The sequence below is a fragment of the Methylobacterium sp. Leaf125 genome (assembly GCF_001423085.1).
Lineage (GTDB): Bacteria > Pseudomonadota > Alphaproteobacteria > Rhizobiales > Beijerinckiaceae > Methylobacterium.
Genome location: NZ_LMNU01000003.1, coordinates 95,667 through 114,204, shown reverse-complemented (window position 1 = coordinate 114,204; position 18,538 = coordinate 95,667). Strand labels below are relative to the sequence as shown.

General features: G+C 73.2%; 18 protein-coding genes and 2 tRNA genes. 12 read left to right on the top strand and 8 right to left on the bottom strand.

Going from position 1 to position 18,538, the window contains the following annotated elements; all coding sequences use genetic code 11:
* Nucleotides 1-4 precede the first annotated feature (4 nt).
* From ASF58_RS07060 to ASF58_RS07035, 6 genes are all read left to right on the top strand, one after another.
* On the top strand, nt 5-427 hold the full coding sequence (locus tag ASF58_RS07060; protein ID WP_055949606.1) for a DUF2141 domain-containing protein: 423 nt from the start codon (nt 5-7) through the stop codon (nt 425-427).
* Between the two features lie 7 nt (nt 428-434).
* A complete protein-coding gene (locus tag ASF58_RS07055; RefSeq protein WP_055949548.1) occupies nt 435-1,421 on the top strand; it encodes an ABC transporter ATP-binding protein in 987 nt (328 codons plus the stop codon).
* Nucleotides 1,418-2,611, top strand: coding sequence for an ABC transporter permease (locus tag ASF58_RS07050; RefSeq protein WP_055949546.1), 1,194 nt, complete (start codon nt 1,418-1,420; stop codon nt 2,609-2,611). Before ASF58_RS07055 ends, ASF58_RS07050 begins: the two co-directional genes overlap by 4 nt.
* A gap of 123 nt (nt 2,612-2,734) precedes the next feature.
* Nucleotides 2,735-4,276, top strand: a complete 1,542-nt coding sequence (gene crtI / locus ASF58_RS07045) for a phytoene desaturase family protein (RefSeq protein WP_055949544.1) — start codon at nt 2,735-2,737, stop codon at nt 4,274-4,276.
* Nucleotides 4,277-4,335: 59 nt separating this feature from the next.
* Complete coding sequence (locus ASF58_RS07040; protein WP_055949541.1) at nt 4,336-5,088, top strand: lysophospholipid acyltransferase family protein; 753 nt, start codon at nt 4,336-4,338, stop codon at nt 5,086-5,088.
* Nucleotides 5,088-6,218 carry a glycosyltransferase family 2 protein gene (locus ASF58_RS07035; RefSeq protein ID WP_055949538.1) on the top strand — a complete coding sequence of 377 codons (1,131 nt, stop codon included), beginning with the start codon at nt 5,088-5,090 and terminating at the stop codon, nt 6,216-6,218. Before ASF58_RS07040 ends, ASF58_RS07035 begins: the two co-directional genes overlap by 1 nt.
* Here the strand turns inward: ASF58_RS07035 and cutA are convergent.
* Nucleotides 6,197-6,529 (bottom strand): divalent-cation tolerance protein CutA, encoded by a 333-nt coding sequence (gene cutA, locus ASF58_RS07030; protein ID WP_055949535.1) that lies wholly within the window; start codon nt 6,527-6,529, stop codon nt 6,197-6,199. The genes ASF58_RS07035 and cutA overlap by 22 nt on opposite strands.
* 160 nt (nt 6,530-6,689) lie before the next feature.
* Between cutA and ASF58_RS07025 the strand changes: the two genes are divergently transcribed.
* A complete protein-coding gene (locus ASF58_RS07025) occupies nt 6,690-7,460 on the top strand; it encodes an NAD kinase (protein ID WP_055949532.1) in 771 nt (256 codons plus the stop codon).
* Nucleotides 7,461-7,467: 7 nt separating this feature from the next.
* Here the strand turns inward: ASF58_RS07025 and ASF58_RS07020 are convergent, their stop codons facing one another.
* From ASF58_RS07020 to ASF58_RS07010, 3 genes are all read right to left on the bottom strand, one after another.
* On the bottom strand, nt 7,468-9,159 hold the full coding sequence (locus tag ASF58_RS07020; protein ID WP_055949528.1) for a DUF2336 domain-containing protein: 1,692 nt from the start codon (nt 9,157-9,159) through the stop codon (nt 7,468-7,470).
* Entirely contained in the window at nt 9,156-10,265 is a 1,110-nt protein-coding gene (locus ASF58_RS07015; protein ID WP_055949525.1) for a hypothetical protein, read from the bottom strand. Before ASF58_RS07015 ends, ASF58_RS07020 begins: the two co-directional genes overlap by 4 nt.
* Nucleotides 10,266-10,368: 103 nt before the next feature.
* On the bottom strand, nt 10,369-10,842 hold the full coding sequence (locus ASF58_RS07010) for a rhodanese-like domain-containing protein (protein ID WP_082512884.1): 474 nt from the start codon (nt 10,840-10,842) through the stop codon (nt 10,369-10,371).
* An 86-nt stretch (nt 10,843-10,928) separates the two neighbouring features.
* On the opposite strand from ASF58_RS07010, the gene ftrA reads away from it, so the two are divergent.
* On the top strand, nt 10,929-11,915 hold the full coding sequence (gene ftrA, locus ASF58_RS07005) for a transcriptional regulator FtrA (RefSeq protein ID WP_055949523.1): 987 nt from the start codon (nt 10,929-10,931) through the stop codon (nt 11,913-11,915).
* A gap of 81 nt (nt 11,916-11,996) precedes the next feature.
* Here ftrA and ASF58_RS07000 read toward each other — a convergent pair.
* From ASF58_RS07000 to ASF58_RS06985, 4 genes are all read right to left on the bottom strand, one after another.
* A tRNA-Gly gene (locus ASF58_RS07000) sits at nt 11,997-12,071 on the bottom strand.
* Between the two features lie 109 nt (nt 12,072-12,180).
* Nucleotides 12,181-12,255: transfer RNA gene (locus tag ASF58_RS06995), tRNA-Gly, on the bottom strand.
* A 135-nt stretch (nt 12,256-12,390) separates the two neighbouring features.
* Nucleotides 12,391-12,867, bottom strand: a complete 477-nt coding sequence (locus ASF58_RS06990) for an NUDIX domain-containing protein (RefSeq protein ID WP_055949520.1) — start codon at nt 12,865-12,867, stop codon at nt 12,391-12,393.
* Between the two features lie 5 nt (nt 12,868-12,872).
* The gene (locus ASF58_RS06985) at nt 12,873-13,571 is read right to left on the bottom strand and encodes a fumarylacetoacetate hydrolase family protein (protein ID WP_055949517.1); all 699 of its coding nucleotides are present in this window, start codon (nt 13,569-13,571) and stop codon (nt 12,873-12,875) included.
* A gap of 145 nt (nt 13,572-13,716) precedes the next feature.
* Here ASF58_RS06985 and ASF58_RS06980 point away from each other — a divergent pair, with 145 nt between their 5' ends.
* The 4 genes from ASF58_RS06980 (at nt 13,717) to ASF58_RS06965 (ending at nt 18,431) form a co-directional block, all read left to right on the top strand.
* Entirely contained in the window at nt 13,717-15,201 is a 1,485-nt protein-coding gene (locus ASF58_RS06980; protein WP_055949603.1) for an FAD-binding oxidoreductase, read from the top strand.
* Nucleotides 15,202-15,438: 237 nt separating this feature from the next.
* Nucleotides 15,439-15,732, top strand: coding sequence for a DUF2218 domain-containing protein (locus ASF58_RS06975; protein WP_055949514.1), 294 nt, complete (start codon nt 15,439-15,441; stop codon nt 15,730-15,732).
* Nucleotides 15,733-15,924: 192 nt separating this feature from the next.
* Nucleotides 15,925-17,136, top strand: a complete 1,212-nt coding sequence (locus ASF58_RS06970; RefSeq protein ID WP_055949511.1) for an aminopeptidase — start codon at nt 15,925-15,927, stop codon at nt 17,134-17,136.
* Nucleotides 17,137-17,555: 419 nt separating this feature from the next.
* Complete coding sequence (locus tag ASF58_RS06965; protein WP_055949508.1) at nt 17,556-18,431, top strand: outer membrane beta-barrel protein; 876 nt, start codon at nt 17,556-17,558, stop codon at nt 18,429-18,431.
* The last annotated feature ends 107 nt before the right edge of the window (nt 18,432-18,538 follow it).

Here is an 18,538-nt window from a genome sequence, read left to right as displayed (position 1 = left end):
GGGGCTGTCGCGGCCCCTGGCCGGCCTCTGCGCCCTTCTCCTGGTTTCGGGCGCGGCCCGCGCCGCCTCCGTGGCGGTGGAGGTCGAGGGCATCGAGCCCGGGGGCCTGCTCTCCGTCGCCCTGTGCCAGGACGGCCTGTCGGAGGCCGATTGCCGGACGGGGCAGCAGGCCGAGCCCCGGGCCGCCGCCCAGCGCTTCGTCTTCTCGAACGTGACGCCCGGCATCTACGCGGCGGTGGCCTACCAGGACACCAACCGCAACGGCCGCCTCGACCGGACCGGCCTCGGCCTGCCCCTCGAGCCCTACGGCTTCTCCGGTGAATCCGCCCGCTCCGCCCGCCCGGATTTCGCGCGCGCGCGCTTCGTCGTGCGCGAGCCCGGGGTCGGCGTGCGGGTTCGCCTGTCGCGCGCGCTGCCGCCCCGCTGAGCGCCGCGTGAGCCTCCGTACCGAGCCGCTCCTGCGGGTGGCCGGCGCCACCCTCGCCTATCGCGGCACCCGGGTGCTGGAGGGCGTCGACCTCGCCCTCGGCGCCGGCGAGACCCTCGCGCTCCTCGGCCCCAACGGCGCCGGCAAGACCTCGCTGATGCGCCTCATCGCGGGCCGGCTCGCCCCCAGCGCCGGCAGCGTCCGCGTGGCCGGCGACGACCCCCATCGGACGCCGGCGGCGCGCCGGGCGATCGGCTGGGTGCCCCAGGAGATCGCCCTCTATCCCCGCCTCTCGGTGGCCGAAAACCTGTCCGTCTTCGCCCAGCTCGCCGGCATTCCCCGGCGGGCGCGGGCGGAGGCCGTGGCGACGGGCCTCGCGCTCTGCGCCCTCGGGGAGGTCGCCCGGCGCCCGGTGGGGCTGCTCTCGGGCGGCTACCAGCGCCGGGTCAACATCGCCGCCAGCCTGATGGCGCGGCCCCGCCTCGTCCTCCTCGACGAGCCGACCCAGGGGGTCGACCTGCACGCCCGGGCGGCGATCCACGCGGTGCTCGGGCGCCTGCGCGAGGCCGGCACCGCCCTCCTGGTCGCCACCCACGATTTCGCCGAGGCCGAGCGCCTCGCCGACCGGGTCGCCATCCTGGCGCAGGGGCGGATCATCACCGACGGCCGCCTGTCCGAGCTCCTCGCCCGCATCCGCGCCGATGCCCCCGAGCACGAGGCCGCCCTCGTCGCTCCCGCCGATGGGGCGGCGGAGGCGGTCCTGCGCCGGGCGGGCTTCGTGCCCGTCGACACCGGCTCGACCTGGCGGGCGCGCCACCTGAGCGGGACGCCCCGCGACGGGGCCGACCTGCTGGCGGACCTCCGGCACGCGGGCGTGCCCATCGCCGAGATCCGCATCCGCGCGCCCGGGCTGGAGGCGGTGTACCGCGATGCCGTGGCGGGATCGGCGACGCCGGCCGAGGACGGGGTCGCTGAACGGGGGACCACCGCATGATCTCGGCCGCCTTCCGCGTGATGCTGCTCGGCCTGGTGCGCGACCGGGCCGCCCTGGTCATGGCCTTCGTGCTGCCCACGGTGATCTTCGTGATCTTCGCCGCGATCTTCTCCGGGGCGCTGGGCGACCGCATCCGCATCCATCTCGGCCTCCTCGACCTGGCCCGGACGCCGACGACGCAGCGCCTGATGCAGGCCCTGGAGGCGGACCCGTCCCTCCGGGTCGGGCCCCTCGCCGCCACCGACCTCGACGGCGCCGTCGCGGCGGTGCGCCGCGGCGAGGTCGACGTCGCCCTGGTGCTGCGCGGCGACCTCGACGCCGGCTCCACCCGCGCCGACCAGCCCGTGGTGCTGATCGAGAATCCCGCCAAGGCCCTGGCGACCCCGATCGCCCTCGGCCAGCTCCAGCGCGTCCTCAACGAGGCGCTGCCCGACGTGGTCCTGGCCCGGATCGTCGCCGACGTGGAGCGCTCGGGCAAGATCGGTCCGGATGAGCGCGCCTTCCTCAACCAGGCCTTCGCCGAGCAGCGCGCCCGCAAGGAGCCCTTCGCCTTCGCCTCCCTGGTGGAGCGGCGCAGCACCGCCTCGGGCGCCACCAACGACCGTGTGAGCTACTATGCCGGGGCGATCACGGCGGTGTTCCTGCTCTTCGCCGCCATGCAGGGGGCCCTCTCCCTCGTCGACGAGCGCCAGTCCGGCCTCGCCGACCGGCTGATGGCGGGGCCCGGCGGCCTCGCCGTGGTGGTACTGGGCAAGTTCCTGTTCCTGGTGGGCCAGGGCCTCGTCCAGGCCGGACTGATCTTCGCGGCCGCCGCCCTCCTGCACGGGGTCGACATCCTGCCCCATGCGGGCGCCTGGCTGGTGACCTCCCTCCTGGTCTCGGCAATGGCCGCCGGCCTCGCCCTGGCCGCCTGCGCGGCCTCCGCGACCCGGCAGCAGGCGCACCTGGCCGCCACCTTCGGCGTCCTCCTGCTGTCGGCGGTGGGCGGCAGCATGGTGCCCCGCTTCCTGATGCCGCCCTGGCTGCAGGAAGCCGGCTGGCTCACGCCCAACGCCTGGGCGATCGAGGCCTACCAGAACGCCCTCAGCGAGGGCTGGGCCGCCGCCTTCCCCGCCTGGGGCGTGATGGCCGCCGTCGCGGCGCTGGGGTTGGGGGTCGCGCTGGGGCTGGTGTCGCGGCGGACGACCTAGGACGGGACGGCAAAGACGGCGTTGGTCCGTGCCGCGACCGGTTAGCGCGTTGACCGCGCGGCCATCCGGTCTAGCTTCATGGCAGGGATGGGCTTTTGGACCGGCCCGGGGAGTGACACGAACATGCGGGCTGGGTCTTCGGTCGCCGTCGTCGGCGCAGGGTTGGGCGGCTTGGCGGCTGCCTGCGTGAGCGCCGCGCGCGGCCACAACGTCACGCTCTACGACAAGAACGACTGGCTCGGCGGCAAGGCCGCGGTCCTGCACGAGGGCGGCTTCCGCTTCGACATGGGGCCGACCATCCTCACCGTGCCGAAGGTGCTGGAGCGGATCTTCCAGGAGGCCGGGCGCAACATCCACGACTACCTGGACCTGCGCCGCCTCGATCCGCAATGGCGCTGCTTCTTCGACGACAACACCCATCTCGACCTGATGGCCGACGTGCCCACCATGGCCGCCGACATGGAGCGCTTCGCGCCCAACACCGGTGCCGGCGAAGGCTACAAGAAGTTCCTCGAGATCTCCGAGCACCTGCACGACGTCTCGAACAAGTTCTTCTTCTGGAAGCCGGTCGAGGACCTGTTCGACACGATCAACCTCCGCGCCAACATGAATCCCGGCACCCTGCGGGACGTGCTGTCCCTGCGCATGGGCTCGTCGGTGGCCGGCACCATCCGCTCGAAGGTGAAGGATGCGCGGCTCGCGCAGATGCTCGACCACTTCGTGCAATATGTCGGCTCCTCGCCCTACGGCGCTCCGGCCGTGCTCTGCGCCATCGCGCACATGCAGACGGCGGAGGGGGTCTGGTATCCGATGGGCGGCACCCGCGCGGTGGCCGAGGCCCTGACGAAGCTCGCCGGAGAACTCGGCGCCACCCTGCGGCCGGGCGACGAGGTCACCGGCCTCGCCATCGAGAAGGGGGCGGTCAAGGGCGTGCGGACCGCCTCCGGCGTCACCCCGTTCGACGCCGTGATCTCGAACATGGATTCGGTGCGCACCTACCGCGAGCTCGTCGGGGGCGACGTCGGCAAGTCCTACGAGAAGAAGAGCTTCGAGCCGGCCTGCTCCGGCGTGGTGCTCTATCTCGGGCTGAACAAGCGCTACGAGCACCTGAACCACCACGACTTCGTCTTCTCCCGCAACCCGGAGGAGGAATTCGACTACATCTACCACAAGGGCGAGCCGGCCCCGGACCCGACCGCCTACCTGGCGGCCCCCTCCTCCACCGACCCGTCGGTGGCGCCCGAGGGCGGCGAGGCCCTCTACGTCCTGGTTCACACCCCGTACCTGCGCCCGCACCACGACTGGTCGAAGATGTTCCCGGCCTACCGGCAGGTCATCCTCGACAAGCTCAAGCGCACGGCCAACATGCCCGACCTGGAGGAGCGCATCGTCGTCGAGCGCCACCTCACCCCGCAGGACATCCACGAGCGCTACAAGGTGCTCAACGGCGCGATCTACGGCCTTGCCTCCCACGGCAAGTTCATGGGCGCGTTCAAGCCGGGCAACCGCTCGCGGCAGGTGCGCGGCCTCTACCTCGCCGGCGGCGCGGCCCATCCGGGTCCCGGCATGCCGATGGTGATGATGTCGGGCTGGATCGCGGCGGATGCCCTCGACACCGATGCGCGGAGCGCCGGTGTCGGCGGGGAGGCGCGCGCCAGCGCCTGAAGGCCCGCCGCGTGTCCCGCGAGGACGGCCCCGCCCGATCGCCCGCCCTGTGGCGGTTCATGGTCGGGTACTTCGACCGCTACGTCCGACGCCACCTCAACGCCCTGCGGCTCGCCCGCTGGGGCGTGCCGGCCTGCGCCGACCATCCCGGTCCCGTGGTGGTCTACTGCAACCATCCGGCCTGGTGGGACGCCGCCGTGGTCATCCTCCTGGCCGGACGGCTGTTTCCGCGCCGCGAAAGCTACGCGCCCTTCGACGCGCGGATGCTGGAGAAGTACGCGGTCTTCGCCCGGATGGGGGCCTTCGCGGTGGACCTCGATTCGGCCCGCGGCGCGGCCCAGTTCCTCAGGGCGACGCGGCGCATCCTGGGGGCGCCGAACCGGATGATCTGGATCACCGCCCAGGGTCGCTTCCAGGACGTTCGCGCCCGGCCGCTGGGCCTGCGCGCCGGCGTCGGCCGGCTGCCCGAGATCGCGCCCGACGCGCTGTTCGTGCCGCTGGCTCTCGAATACGCCTTCTGGGAGGAGCGCGGCGGCGAGGCCTTCGCGGCCTTCGGAGCGCCGATCTCCGGCGCCGAGCTGCTGGCCCTGCCCCGGGCCGAGCGCCTCGCCCGGATGGAGGCGGACCTGACCGCCACCCTCGACCGGCTCAGTCTCGACGTAATCGCGCGCGCGGCCGACCGCTTCACGCCGCTCGCATCCGGTGCCAAGGGGATCGGCGGGATCTACGATCTCTGGCGGCGCCTCGGGGCCGTCGTCACGGGGCGGCGCTTCGAGCCGGCCCACCGCCAGAAGGGAGATCCGGTTCCGTGATGCTCGGTCTCGCGATCCTGGCCCTGGCCTGTGCGCTGCTGCCCGCCCTCGTCGCCTGGGTGAACCTCTCGATCCTGCGCACCCCCGAGCCGGACCTCGACGTCCGGGCCCGGGTCTCGGTGCTGATCCCGGCCCGCAACGAGGCTGCGGTGATCGCCACCACCGTGCGGGCCGCCCTGTCGAGCGCCGGCGTCGCCCTGGAGGTGCTCGTCGGCGACGACCATTCCACCGACGACACCGCCGCTATCGTGGCCGCCATCGCTGCCGAGGACCCGCGCCTGCGCCTCGTCCCGATCCCGCCCCTGCCCGAGGGCTGGACGGGCAAGAACCACGCCTGTGCGCGGCTGGCCGAGGCCGCGACAGGAACGCATCTCCTCTTCGTCGACGCCGATGTCAGCCTGGCGCCCGCCGCGGCGGCGGCGCTCGCCGCCCATGCGCGCCGGACCGAGAGCGCCCTGGTCAGCGGCGTGCCGCGCCAGCGCATGGGCTCGCTGGGCGAGCGCCTGACGGTGCCGATGATCAACTTCCTGCTCCTCGGCTACCTGCCGATGGCGATGATGCGGGCCTCCCCGCGCCCCAGCCTCGGCGCCGCCTGCGGCCAGCTCGTCCTCGTCGGACGCGAGGCCTACGCGGCCACCGGCGGGCACGGCGCCGTGCGCACCAGCCTGCACGACGGCGTCGTGCTGCCGCGCCGCTTCCGCCAGGCCGGCTACCGCACCGACCTCGTGGCCGGGCACGCCCTGGCGACCTGCCGGATGTATCGCGGCTTCGCGCAGAGCTGGGCCGGCTTCTCGAAGAACGCCCACGAGGGCATGGCGACCCCGCGGGCCCTGCCCGTCTGGACCCTGCTCCTGGTCGGGGGGCACGTCCTGCCCTGGCTTCTCCTCCTGGCGGCCCTGGTCGGCCTCGGATCCGGCCACGCCGCGTTCCTGGCCTTCGCCGCCGTCCTCGTCTCCCTGGCGACCCGGGCGGCGATCACCCTGATCACCCGCGAGCCCCTGGGGACGGTTCTGCTCCACCCGGCGACGGTGCTGGTCGCCCTGGCGATCCAGTGGACCGCCCTCCTGCGGCGCAAGGGCAGCGGCACGCCCCTGTGGAAGGGCCGGAGCTACCCGATCGGCGGCCCTTGAGTCTCCGCCGCGATCCAGGCCGCGGTGTCGGGGTCGGCCCCCGCCACCGGCAGGTGCAGGATGATCGGCGTCGCGTAGGGGTGGCGGGCCTTCAGGGCGGCGCCGAGGGCGTCGGCGAGGCTCTCGCGGCTCTTCAGGATCGCGACGACCTCCGAGCCCTGCTCCACCGCGCCCTTCCAGGCGTAGACCGAGAGCATTCCCGGCAGGACGTTGACGCAGGCCGCGAGGCGCAGCCGCACCAGCGCCTCTCCGACTTTCAGGGCGGTGCCGGCATCCGGGAAGGTGGTGTAGACGAGAAGCGGCCGCTCCATGCTATGGGTCTCCGACCAGGGCTCTGCCGCTCCACCGGCGGGAGCGGGCCGGCGGGGATGCCGGCAGGGCTGGAATCGAGACGCTGGCGCGAACGCTCCGCGTCGGCAAGGTGGTCGGCAAGGTGGTCGGCAAGGTGGTCGACAGGACGGATGTGAGCCCATGGCCCGGCGTTTCGAACGGCTTGCCTTCGTCGCGAGTCCCACGGAGGACGCCCGCCAGGCGGCCGCGACCCTGATGCGGCGCTACGACCACGTGCCGCCCGACGAGGCCGACGTGGTGGTGGCGCTGGGCGGCGACGGGCTGATGCTCCAGACCCTGCACCGCTTCATGCATGCCGGCACGCCGATCTACGGCATGAACCGCGGCACGGTCGGCTTCCTCATGAACGAGTTCCGCGAGGACGGGCTGATCGAGCGCCTGGAGAACACCAAGCGCAGCATCATCCACCCGCTGATGATGGAGGCCGTGGACACGGAGGGGCGCCGGCACCAGGCCCGCGCCCTGAACGAGGTCTACATGCTGCGCCAGACGCACCAGACCGCCAAGCTGCGTATCTCGATCGACGGCCATGTCCGCCTGCCGGAGCTCATCGCCGACGGCGTGCTCGCGGCGACCCCGGCCGGGTCCACCGCCTACAACCTGTCGGTGGGCGGCCCGATCCTGCCCCTCAACGCCCGGCTCCTGGCCCTGACGCCGATCTCGGCCTTCCGGCCCCGGCGCTGGCACGGGGCCCTGCTGCCGGACTACGCCCGCATCCTCATCGAGGTGCTGGACGCCGAGCACCGGCCGGTGGCGGCGGTGGCCGACCATACCGAGTTCCGGCGGGTCTGCACGGTGGAGACCTGGCTCGACCACGCCACCAACCTGACCCTGCTGCACGATCCCGGTCACAGCCTCGACGAGCGCATCCTGCGCGAGCAGTTCGGCTGAGCGCCCCTCAGGCGGCGAGGCGCGCCCGGTCCTCACGGTAGCGCGCGATCAGCGCCTCGGGGATCGCGTCGAGCACGACCTCGGTGGCGAGGGCACGGCTCCGGGCGCGGCTGCCCTCGAACTCGGCCAGCAGCGCGTCGGAGAGTCCGTCGAGGATCAGGCCCACCGGATCGGTGCGCGCCGTCACGACCTCCGTCGAAGCCTCGGCCGGCACCACGGCCAGGATCTCCGCGACCGCGGCGACCTCCGAATCCCCCGAGGCCGGCCGATTCGTCACGATGGGCAGGGCTTCCGCAGCGGGGTCGACGGCCACCGGAGCGGACGCGTCCGGGGTCACTTCCAGGGTTTCTTCCGAAGTCGCTTCCGAAGTCACTTCCGAGGTCGCTTGCAAAGCCTCCGGCGCCGCCGCGGCGACGATCTCGGCGACCGGTTCTGGGGCGGCGGCGGGGGCTGCCTCGAGGGCCTGCGGCGCGTCCCAGTCTGCGAGGACTTGGCGCTGGGCCTCGCGCCACTCGGCGTCGAGGATCTCGCGCTCGATCCGCAGGATCTCGCTGCGCTCGGCCTCGGCGGCGAGTTCGCGGGCGAGCACCCGGGCCTCGTCGCGGGCGGCCTCGGCCTCGAAGCGGGACAGCAGCGCCATGACGCTCTGGGCCTCCGCGAAGGGCATCGTCTCGCAGGCGGTCAGCGCCCGCTCGATCATCAGGCGCGACAGGCCCGCCCCGGCGCTGGCGATGGTGCCCGCCCCGGCCTCGCGCCAGGCCGACAGCGCGGCGCTGAAGGCCGGCAGCAGCACCGGCGGCAGGCCGGCCTTGCGGTGCAGGGCCGCGAAGGCGGCGGTCGAGGCATCGTGCATCAGGCCGGCCACCCGGCGGACGGGCAGGCCGGCGAGATCGGCCAGGGCCATCTCGGCGAAGGCCATGTTGCCGGACAGGATCGCCCGCAGCAGCAGGCCGGCATTGAGCTGGCCGCAGGCCTTCAGGTGGGCGACCAACCGGGCGAGGTCGACGGGATGGGCCTCGGCGCAGAAGGCCAGGGTCGTGCGCTCCTGCGCCTCGCGGCTGGCGCGCGCGCTGCGGGCCGGGGTGAGCCAGCCGGAGGAGACCGCGAAGGCGGAGAGCGATTCGGCGAGGCGCGTGGTCACGCTCTGGCGCACCTCGAGGGGCAGGTAGGGCCGGGCCAGGATCGCCTCGCGCAGGGCGGCCACGTCGCCGTGGCGCTCCACCATCCGCATCAGGCTGCCGGTGGTGATGTGGGCGCTGCGGTTCCGGGCGAGCACGACCAGGGCCTCGGGCTCCGCGATCTCGGCGAGCGCCCCGGCGACGGCCGGCGACAGGTCGATCCGGCTCGCGATGGCGCGGCGGGCGGCGAGGCACCCGATGGCGACGCCGTCGACGAGGTCGGCGTCGCTCAGCACGGGCGAGCGGGCCAGCACCAGGGTGGCGATCTCGGCCTGGTCGCCCGCCAGCGCCACGATCAGGGGACGCGGGGCGTTCGCGCAGGCGGCGCAGGCCTCCGCCAGGGCCCGGCGCACCAGGCTCGAGGGATCGTCCAGGAGGGCGAGGAGGGCGGCCTCCGCCTCCCAGGCGATATCCTCGCCGAGGCCGTCATAGAGGTAGGCGCGGGCCAGGGCACCCGCGGCCTCCGCCCGTCGCGCCGCGGAAGTGTGCTGCGTCCAGGCGAGGAACTGGCGGATGATCATGAGCCGCTCCGGATCGTGAAGAGGGACAGGTCGAGGGGGGCGCCGGGGCGGGCCGCCTGACTGGAAGCGCCGAACTCCGCCGGACGGCGGGGCGGCAGCGGGGCTCCGACCAGGGCCGTCGCGGCGGCCGGCACGGGGTTCGCAGCGGTCGCCGGTGCGACGGTGGCGGCGGGCGCGCTGCCGGTCACGCTCTCGGTGCCGTCCGAGCGCGGGAAGTAGGTCGGCGCCGCGCGGGCCGGCTCCGTCCGGCTCGCATCGGTTCCGGCGCTGCGCCCCTGCCAGAGGCGGGCGACTCCGGCCGAGACGCCGCCCTGCTGGCGCGGATCCGTCTGGAACATCGAGCGCAGGCCGCCCTCGTTGAGGGAGGCGTAGGCGGTGGTGCCCTCGGGCAGGGTGATCGTGGCGGCGGGCGTGGCCGGCGCCGGGCCGGTGCGGGCCGCGGCGAGGTGGGCGTAGAGTTCGGCCGCGCCGCGCGGGCGCCCGGTCTTGTCGTAGAACAGGCCGCGATTGGCGGCGGCCGCCTCCGGCATGTCGAGGGCGGCGGCCCGGGCCGGGCTCGCCTGCGCGGTGGCGATGAGGGCGGCGGCTCCGCGGGCGCCGAGGACGTGGGCGGCGTAGAGATCGCCGCCGGTGGGCTCGCGCCCGAGGGCGCCGCTCAGCGCTTCCCGGTTCTGCTCGGTCAGGGCGCCCGCCAGGGTGGCGGCGATCCGCGGATCGCGGCGCAGGTCGAGGATGGTCTGCTTGGCCGCCGGATCGCTCACCGCGTAGGTGCCGTCGGCGCTCCGGGTGATCGCGTCCGCGTAGGTCCCGAGGCCGAGGCGGGGACCGGCGGTCTTCAGGGTGCCGAGCCAGGTCTGCTCGATGAACTGGAACAGGCCGGTGGCCGAGGAGGTGCCGGCCTTGGCGGAGGGGTCGAGGGCGGATTCGCGCTGGGCCGTGGCCAGGAGATAGTCGAAGCCCGCGCCGGAGGTCTGCGCCCCGTCGCGGATCGCCTCGATGACCCCGCTCGACGCGCCCGTGCGCCCGGCGGCGCCGTCGCGCGTGCCCAGGTCCCGGCTGGCGCCGGGATCGCGGGCAGTGGCGGGGGGCGTGGTGAAGAGGAACATGGCCGTCCGGCTGGGGGCGGACCCAGGCGCCGCCCCGACGGCAACTTTGTTCTGCCTATGGTAAAGGAAGATTGAACACTGGCCTCGCGAACGATGGCCGATTTCAGGAATGGTCCCCGCCGGACTGGTCTTCACGCGGGAAGGCCAAGTCGCTCGTGGAATCCAAGTCGCTCGTGGAATCCAGGTCGCCCGCGAAAGCCAACCCCTCGTCGGCCCAGCCGGTCAGCACGCCGAGCATGAGCTTGACCGGCCGGCCGAGCTCGGCGAGCCGCAGGGCGGCCCGGTCGGCCCCGTTGCAATGGGGGCCGGCGCAGTAGACCACGAACAGCGTAGCGGCGGGCCAGGCGGCGAGGCGCTCGGCCGTGATCAGGTGGTGCGGCAGGTGCACGGCGCCCGGGATGTGCCGGCGCCGGAACGCCGCCGCCGACCCGACGGCGTGCAGCAGCACGAAGTCGGGCGGTCCGGCGCCCAGGGCGGCCGCCACGTCGGCGCAATCGGTCTCCAGTTCCAGGCGACGCCGGAAGTGAGCCCGCGCGATCGCGGGTGGGCAGGCGGGAATGGCGGTCACGGGGCTCATCGTCGGTCTCCATCGCAGGGGACGGCAGACCTACCAGCGGGCGCGCTGCTTGGCGGCGGCCTGGATTGCCGGTTAGCGTCGCGATCATGCCAAAGTCGCAGGCGCGCCTTTCCCCCGCCGACCGTCTCGTGGTGGTGCTGGCCTATGACGGTCTCTGCACCTTCGAGTTCGGCGTCGCCGTGGAGGTCTTCGGCCTGCCCCGCCCCGAGATGGGGCCGGACTGGTACCGCTTCGCCGTGGCCGGGCTCGATCCCGGGCCGCTGCGGGCCGAGGGCGGCGTGCGCCTCCTCGTCGATGGCGGGCTCGACCTCCTGGATCACGCCGGCACCATCGTGGTGCCGGGCTGGCGCGGTGCGGACAGGCCCGTTCCCCAGGCTCTCGCCACCGCCCTGCGGGCGGCCGCGGCCCGCGGGGCGCGCATCCTGTCGATCTGCTCCGGCGTCTTCGTGCTCGCGGCGGCGGGCCTCCTCGACGGGCGCCGTGCCACCACCCATTGGCGCCATGCCGCGGCCCTGGCCGCGCGCCATCCCGGCATCCGCTTCACCCCCGACGTCCTCTACGTGGACGAAGGTCCGATCCTGACCTCGGCCGGCTCGGCCGCCGGGATCGACCTCTGCCTGCACCTCGTGCGCCGCGACTTCGGGCCGGCCGCCGCCAATGCCGTCGCCCGGCGCCTCGTCGTGCCGCCGCACCGGGACGGCGGCCAGGCCCAGGTGGTGGCGGGTGCGGTGCCGACGCTCCACGAGGCGACGCGGATCGGGCCGCTGCTCGATGCCATGCGGGCGGCGCCGGCCCGCGACTGGCCGGTCGCCCATCTGGCGGCCCGTGCCGGCATGAGCCCGCGGACCCTGCTGCGCCGCTTCTCCGCCGCGACCGGCACGACGCCGGCCCGCTGGCTCCTCGACCTGCGCCTCGCCCGGGCCCGGGATCTGCTGGAGCAGGCGGACCCGCCGCTCCAGGCCGTCGCCGAGGCGGCGGGCTTCGCCACCGCCGCGACCCTGCGCCGGCATTTCCGCCGGCGCTACGCCGTGACGCCCGCGGCCTATCGGGCCGCCGCGCGGCCGCGGGACTGACGCCGCGTCGCCGGCAGGTGACCCGCCCACGAAAAAACGCCCCGGAGGGCGCTGGGTCGGTTCTGGCTGGGTTGGAAGATTTGGAGCGGGCGAAGGGATTCGAACCCTCGACCCCAACCTTGGCAAGGTTGTGCTCTACCCCTGAGCTACACCCGCTCACACCCGTCGTGGCGAAGGTGACCCTCGCGCCGGACGGTTCGTCGTCTCAACGAAGCAAAAAGCCGCCTTGCAGCGGCTGTCGCTCCGGTCGTCTCGTTCGGTCAATTGGAGCGGGCGAAGGGATTCGAACCCTCGACCCCAACCTTGGCAAGGTTGTGCTCTACCCCTGAGCTACACCCGCTCACAACTGCGCCGCTGGTGGGAAAGACCCGCCGGCGGCCCCGGACGGCGTCTCTAAACACCATTCCGCCGGGCGTTGCAAGCGCTGAATCCAGGCGCTCGCCCCGCGGGCCGTTTGCCGGCATCGCACCGCCCCTCAGGGCTGCCACTGCGCGGATGGGGGCAGGCCCTCGCGGATTTCGCGCAGGCGCGCGCGGGTGGCGGCGGTGGTCTCGGCCGGCAGCGCATCGAGGGGGAAGAAGCCACAGGCGGCGATCTCCCGGTCGGGCTGTTTCGGCGCCCGCACCGCGAAGGCGGCGGCCACGTAGAGGGCGACGTGGTCGCGCCCGGCTCCCGCGCGGCTGTGATAGAAGCCGTGCAGCCGCAGGGGCTGCTCGGGATCGACCACGATCTCGGCCTCCTCGCGGAACTCCCGCGCCATGGCCGTCACCGCGCTCTCGCCGGCCTCGATGCCGCCGCCGGGCAGGTGCCAGCCCGCCACGTAGGTGTGGCGGACGAGGCAGACCCGACCCTCGGCGTCGATGGCGACCCCGCGCACGCCCAGGGTCATGCCGCGCGTCGCCAGGGCGCCGTAGTGGATCAGGCGCCGCATCCAGGGGCGTTGCAGGAGCATGCGGCTCAGACGACGCGCAGGCGGATGGCGCCGAGGCCCTCGATGGCGGCCGTCATCGTCTCGCCGCGCCGGACGGCGCCGACGCCCGACGGGGTGCCGGTGAAGATGAGGTCGCCCGGGTGAAGCTCGAAATAGGTCGAGAGCAGCGCGACCTGCTCGGGGATCGACCAGATCATCTCGGAGAGGTCGCCGCGCTGGCGCTCGCCCGCGTCCAGCGCCAGGGTGATGGCGCCTTGCACCGGGTGGCCGATGGCCGAGGCCGGGTGCAGCGGCCCGATCGGCGCCGAGGCATCGGCGGACTTGGCGAGGTCCCAGGGGCGCGCCAGGCGCTTGGCCTCGTCCTGGACGTCGCGCCGGGTCATGTCGAGGCCGACGGCGTAGCCGTAGACGTGGTCGAGGGCGGAGGCCTCCGGGATGTCGCGGCCGCCCAACCCGAGGGCCGCCACCATCTCGACCTCGAAATGGTAGTTCTCGGTGCGCGGCGGATAGGGATGGTCGACGGCCGCCTCGCCGGTGACGATCTGCAGGGCGTCGGCGGGTTTCATGAAGAAGAACGGCGGCTCGCGGTCCGGGTCCTTGCCCATCTCGCGGGCGTGGGCCGCATAGTTGCGGCCGACGCAATAGACCCGGCGGACCGGGAAGAGGTCGTCGCTGCCGACGATCGGAAGGGCGGTGCGGGGCGGGTTCGGGATCACGGACAGCATGGGTCTCCAACCTCTTCATTCGGCGGATGCGGCGCGGCGCCCCGTCGCTCGCCCTGCACAGGACGCCGCGCCATCCCTATCATAGGCGGCAGGTCCGGCCGCGCCATCCCGCCGCGAGCCGAGGCCTGCCGTTGCGAGTTCCGTGGTGACCGACCCTTCCCGCCTGCTGGCGCAACTCGCCGCGCATCTCGGTGCCGCGCACGTCCTCACCGATCCGGCCGACCTCGCGCCCCATCTCGCCGAGACCCGGGGCCTGCGGCGCGGCCACGCCCTCGCGGTGGTGCGGCCCGCCGACACGGAGGAGGTCGCCTGCGTGGTGCGCGCCTGCGCCGAGGCGGGGGTGCCGGTGGTGGCGCAGGGCGGCAATACCGGGCATGTCGGCGGCGGCCTGCCGCAGGGGGGCATCGTCCTCTCCCTGGCGCGCCTGAACCGGCTGCGGGCGGTGGATCCCGTCAATGCCAGCATCACGGTGGAGGCCGGGATGGTGCTGGCCGACGTGCAGGCCGCCGCCGCGGAGGCCGGAATGCTGTTCCCGCTCTCCCTCGCCTCCGAGGGCTCCTGCCGCATCGGCGGCAACCTCTCCACCAATGCGGGGGGCACGGCGGTGCTCGCCTACGGCAATGCCCGCGACCTCGTCCTCGGGCTGGAGGTGGTGCTGGCGGATGGCCGGATCTGGAACGGGCTGAAGGGCCTGCGCAAGGACAATGCGGGCTACGACCTCAAGCACCTGTTCCTCGGTTCGGAGGGGACCCTCGGGCTGATCACGGCCGCGGTGCTGAAGCTCTCCCCCCGGCCCGCCTCGCGGGCCGTGGCCTTCGTCGGTCTCGCCTCGGCCGAGGTCGCCCTCGCCCTGTTCCGGAACCTGCGGGCGGAGGCCGGCCCGGCCCTGACCGCCTTCGAGTACATCGTGCCCTTCGGCCTGGAGATCGTGCTGCGCCACCGGACGGGAGCCCGCCGGCCCCTGGCCGGGGCGCACGCGGCCTACGCCCTGGTGGAAATCGCCACCACCCGCTCGGGCGAGGAGGCCGGCCTCCTGATGGAGGGGTTCCTCGCCGGGGCGCAGGAGGCGGGCCTCCTCGAGGATGCCGCCCTGGCGGCGAGCGAGGCCCAGGCAAACGCCTTCTGGGATCTGCGCGAGAGCCTCTCCGAGGTGCAGAAGGCCGAGGGCGCCTCGATCAAGCACGACGTCTCGGTGCCGCTCTCCCGCCTGCCCGCGTTCCTCGCCGAGGCGACGCGCGCCTGCGAGGCGGCGATGCCGGGCCTGCGGGTCTGCGCCTTCGGGCATTTCGGCGACGGCAATATCCACTTCAACCTGAGCCAGCCCGTGGGCATGGACCGCGCCGCGTTCCTCGCCCACTGGGAGCGCTTCAACCGCATCGTCCACGACATCGTCGCGGAGCTCGGCGGCTCGATCGCGGCCGAGCACGGCGTCGGCCTCCTGAAGCGCGACGAGCTGGCGCGCTACGCCGACCCGGTGGCCCTCGACCTGATGCGCAGCCTCAAGGCCGCCCTGGACCCGGGCAACGTCCTCAACCCGGGCAAAATTCTGACCCCGGCCACGATGGCCCGCGACCGGCCTGCCGACGAGGCCGCGTCATTCGGCTTTTCCGAAGGCTCAACAAAAATTTAGTCGGAACCGGGCCGGACGTGCCCGGATTGTTGTTGTGCGTCGCACAAAGCCTTGCCAGATTGTCGACGGCAATGCGCCATAAATCGGCTCCGCTGCGGGCGGACAAGGGTGCACGACACCGACGGACGGCTGGTTGCAGTGCGGTGGGTTAGCCCGGTCTTAACCCTTCCGCCCTCTCTTGAAGGAGAGAGAACAGATTAGACGTCGCGATCGAAGACCGAGCAGGAGACACGTTCGATGCCGACTTCCCAGGCGAGAGTTCCGACCGCCGAAGCGAGCCGCTACCTGAAGCAGCTCTGCCGCCACTGGAGCCACAAGTTCCCGGTGGAAGCCACCGACGATGCCGGCCGCGTGCCCTTCGGCGAGGACCGGGTCTGCACCTTCGAGGCCGGCCCCGACGCCCTACTGATGCGGGTCGCGACCCCCGATCCGGCCGCCCTGACGCGCCTGGAAAACGTGGTCTCCGACCACCTCCTGCGCTACGCCTTCCGCGAGCACCTCGGCGAGATCACCTGGTCCCGCGCCGCCTGAACCGACGCCGCGGCCGGCCCACCGGGCCTGCGTCCGCCGAGGGTTGACCTGCCGTCCCGAGACCTGATCTTGAGCGCACAGCGCTGAAGGCAGCATCGGGAGACAGGCATGGACGGGATTGCGCAGACAACCGCTGGGTCCACACCGACCAGGGCCGCGTCGCCGCACGGGGCGCAGCATGGCGAGCGCCTGATGCGCCTGGCCGAGGTCGCCGTGAAGGTCGGCCTGGGTCTCCGGCCCGGGCAGGAACTCGTGATCACCGCGCCCCTGGAGACGGTGCCGCTGGCCCGCCTGATCACCGAGCAGGCCTACAAGGCCGGTGCCTCCCTGGTGACCACTTTCTACACGGACGACGCCGCCACCCTGGCGCGCTTCGCCCACGCCCCCGAGGCGGCCTTCGACACCGCCGCCGGCTGGCTCTACAGCGGCATGGCCGAGGCCTACCGCAACGGCGCGGCCCGCCTCGCCATCGCGGGCGACGACCCCTCCCTCCTGGCCGGGCAGGACTCGGCCAAGGTGGCCCGCGCCAACCGCGCCCGGTCGAAGGCCTACGTGCCGGCCCTCGAGCTCATCGCCAACTTCTCCACCAACTGGACCATCGTCTCGGCGGCGACGACCCCCTGGGCCCGCACGGTGTTCCCCGACCTGCCGGAAGCCGAGGCCGTGTCCCGCCTGTGGGACGCGATCTTCGCGGCCTCGCGGGTGGACGGCCCCGACCCGGTGGCGGCCTGGGAGGCGCACAACGCCGCCCTGCACGCCCGCATGGACGCGCTCAACACCCATCGCTTCGCGGCCCTGCGCTTCTTCGGGCCCGGCACGGACCTCACCGTGGGCCTCGCCGACGACCACGAATGGTGCGGCGGCGCCTCGGCCTCCCGCAGCGGCATCGTCTGCAACGCCAACATCCCCACCGAGGAGGTGTTCACCACCCCGCACAAGGACCGGGTGGACGGCACCGTCACCAGCACCAAGCCGCTCTCCTACCAGGGCACCCTGATCGACGGCATCCAGGTGCGCTTCGAGAGCGGGCGCATCGTCGAGGCCACCGCCCGCACCGGCGGCGACGTGCTCGCCAAGGTGCTGGAGACCGACGAGGGCGCCCGTCGCCTCGGCGAGGTCGCCCTGGTGCCGGCCTCCTCGGCGATCTCCGCCTCGGGGCTGCTGTTCTACAACACCCTCTACGACGAGAACGCCGCGAGCCACATCGCCCTGGGCCAGGCCTATAGCAAGTGCTTCCGCAACGGCGGCGCGGATTTCAGCGAGGACGACCTCGCGGCGCGGGGCGCCAACCGCAGCCTGATCCACATCGACTGGATGATCGGCTCGAACCGGATCGACGTCGACGGGCTCTCCGCCGAGGGCCGGGCGATCCCGGTGATGCGCGCCGGCGAGTGGGTGGACTGACGCCGCCGGCGCCGCATCGCCCGCCGGCCCGATCCCACCAGCCATCCGTCCGCGTGCGCCCTCCCCCGTGTGACGGCGCACGCGGATCGCTGCCGTCAAATTGACGTGGGCAAATTTCCCACGCAAGTTCGGGACGTGGTCGCACCGGCCACGGACGCGCGACCGAACGTCCGACGGACATCCGCACAGACCCGCCGCCGCCCTCGGGTGGATCGACATCCGAGTCCGCCGGTCCCGGGTGTCCGGGGCCTAGGCGACGACCCGATCCCCGCCCCCCGTGCCTGCCGGCGCACGGATGCGGGGATCGGGCTGGGCGTATCCCGGTGAATCCGGGGCGCCCGCGGGATGTCCCGCACCGGTCTGCAGCTTGGAACCGTCGTTCGGGGTCGCCATCTCCCCAGGGAGACAACGAGGATCTCATGATCAAGCCCCTTCTCCTGGCCGGCCCGATGGCTGTCCTGCTCGCCGGAGCGGCCTCCGCCGCCGACCTCCCGCGCCGCGTCGCGCCGCCGGTCTTCACCACGGTTCCGGCCTTCAGCTGGACCGGGTTCTATGCGGGTCTCAACGCGGGCTACGGCTTCGATGCCAGCAGCAGCAGCGGCGCCACCGTGATCGGGACCAGCGCCGCTTCCGGCATCATCGCCAACGGCGCCGATCCGGGCCTCGTCGCCTTCAGCAACCGCAACGCCGACAACGGCTTCAGCGGGGGCGGACAGGTCGGCTACAACTATCAGTTCACGCCCGGCTCCGGCGTGGTGGCCGGCGTCGAGGCGGACGCCCAGTATCTCGGCTTCGGCAGCAACCGCAGCGCGGCGTCCTTCGTCGGCACGCCCAACCCGGACCTCACCTTCGTCAATCCGAACGGCCTGTCGACCCTCGACTACTTCGGCACCGTGCGCGGCCGCCTCGGCTACGCCTTCGACCGGACCCTGGTCTACGGCACCGGCGGCTTCGCCTATGGCGGCGGGGGCGGCTCCAGCGTCGGCCTGCCCAACCGCAGCAGCGACACCTTCCGCACCGGCTGGGCCGCGGGCGGCGGCGTCGAGTACGCCCTGCCCAGCGACTCGTTCCTGAACTTCTTCAAGTCCTCCGCCGTCACCGTGAAGATCGAGGGCCTCTATGTCAGCCTCGACCGCAACGGCACCAACGGCGTGTTCGCCTCTTCGAACGCCACGGGCGCCCAGTACAGCGTTTCCGGCACGGGTTATGCAGCCGCGACGGGCACGACCAGCCGTCGCTCCGACGAATTCGCCGTCGTGCGCGCCGGACTGAACTACAAGTTCGGGACGTACTGAGCCGTTGCCGGACCCGCTTTTGGCCTGAGCCTCCCCAGCCCGATCAGACTGGCCGCTCGGTCAAACGACGCCCCGGGAGCGATCCCGGGGCGCTGTCAGACGCTGTC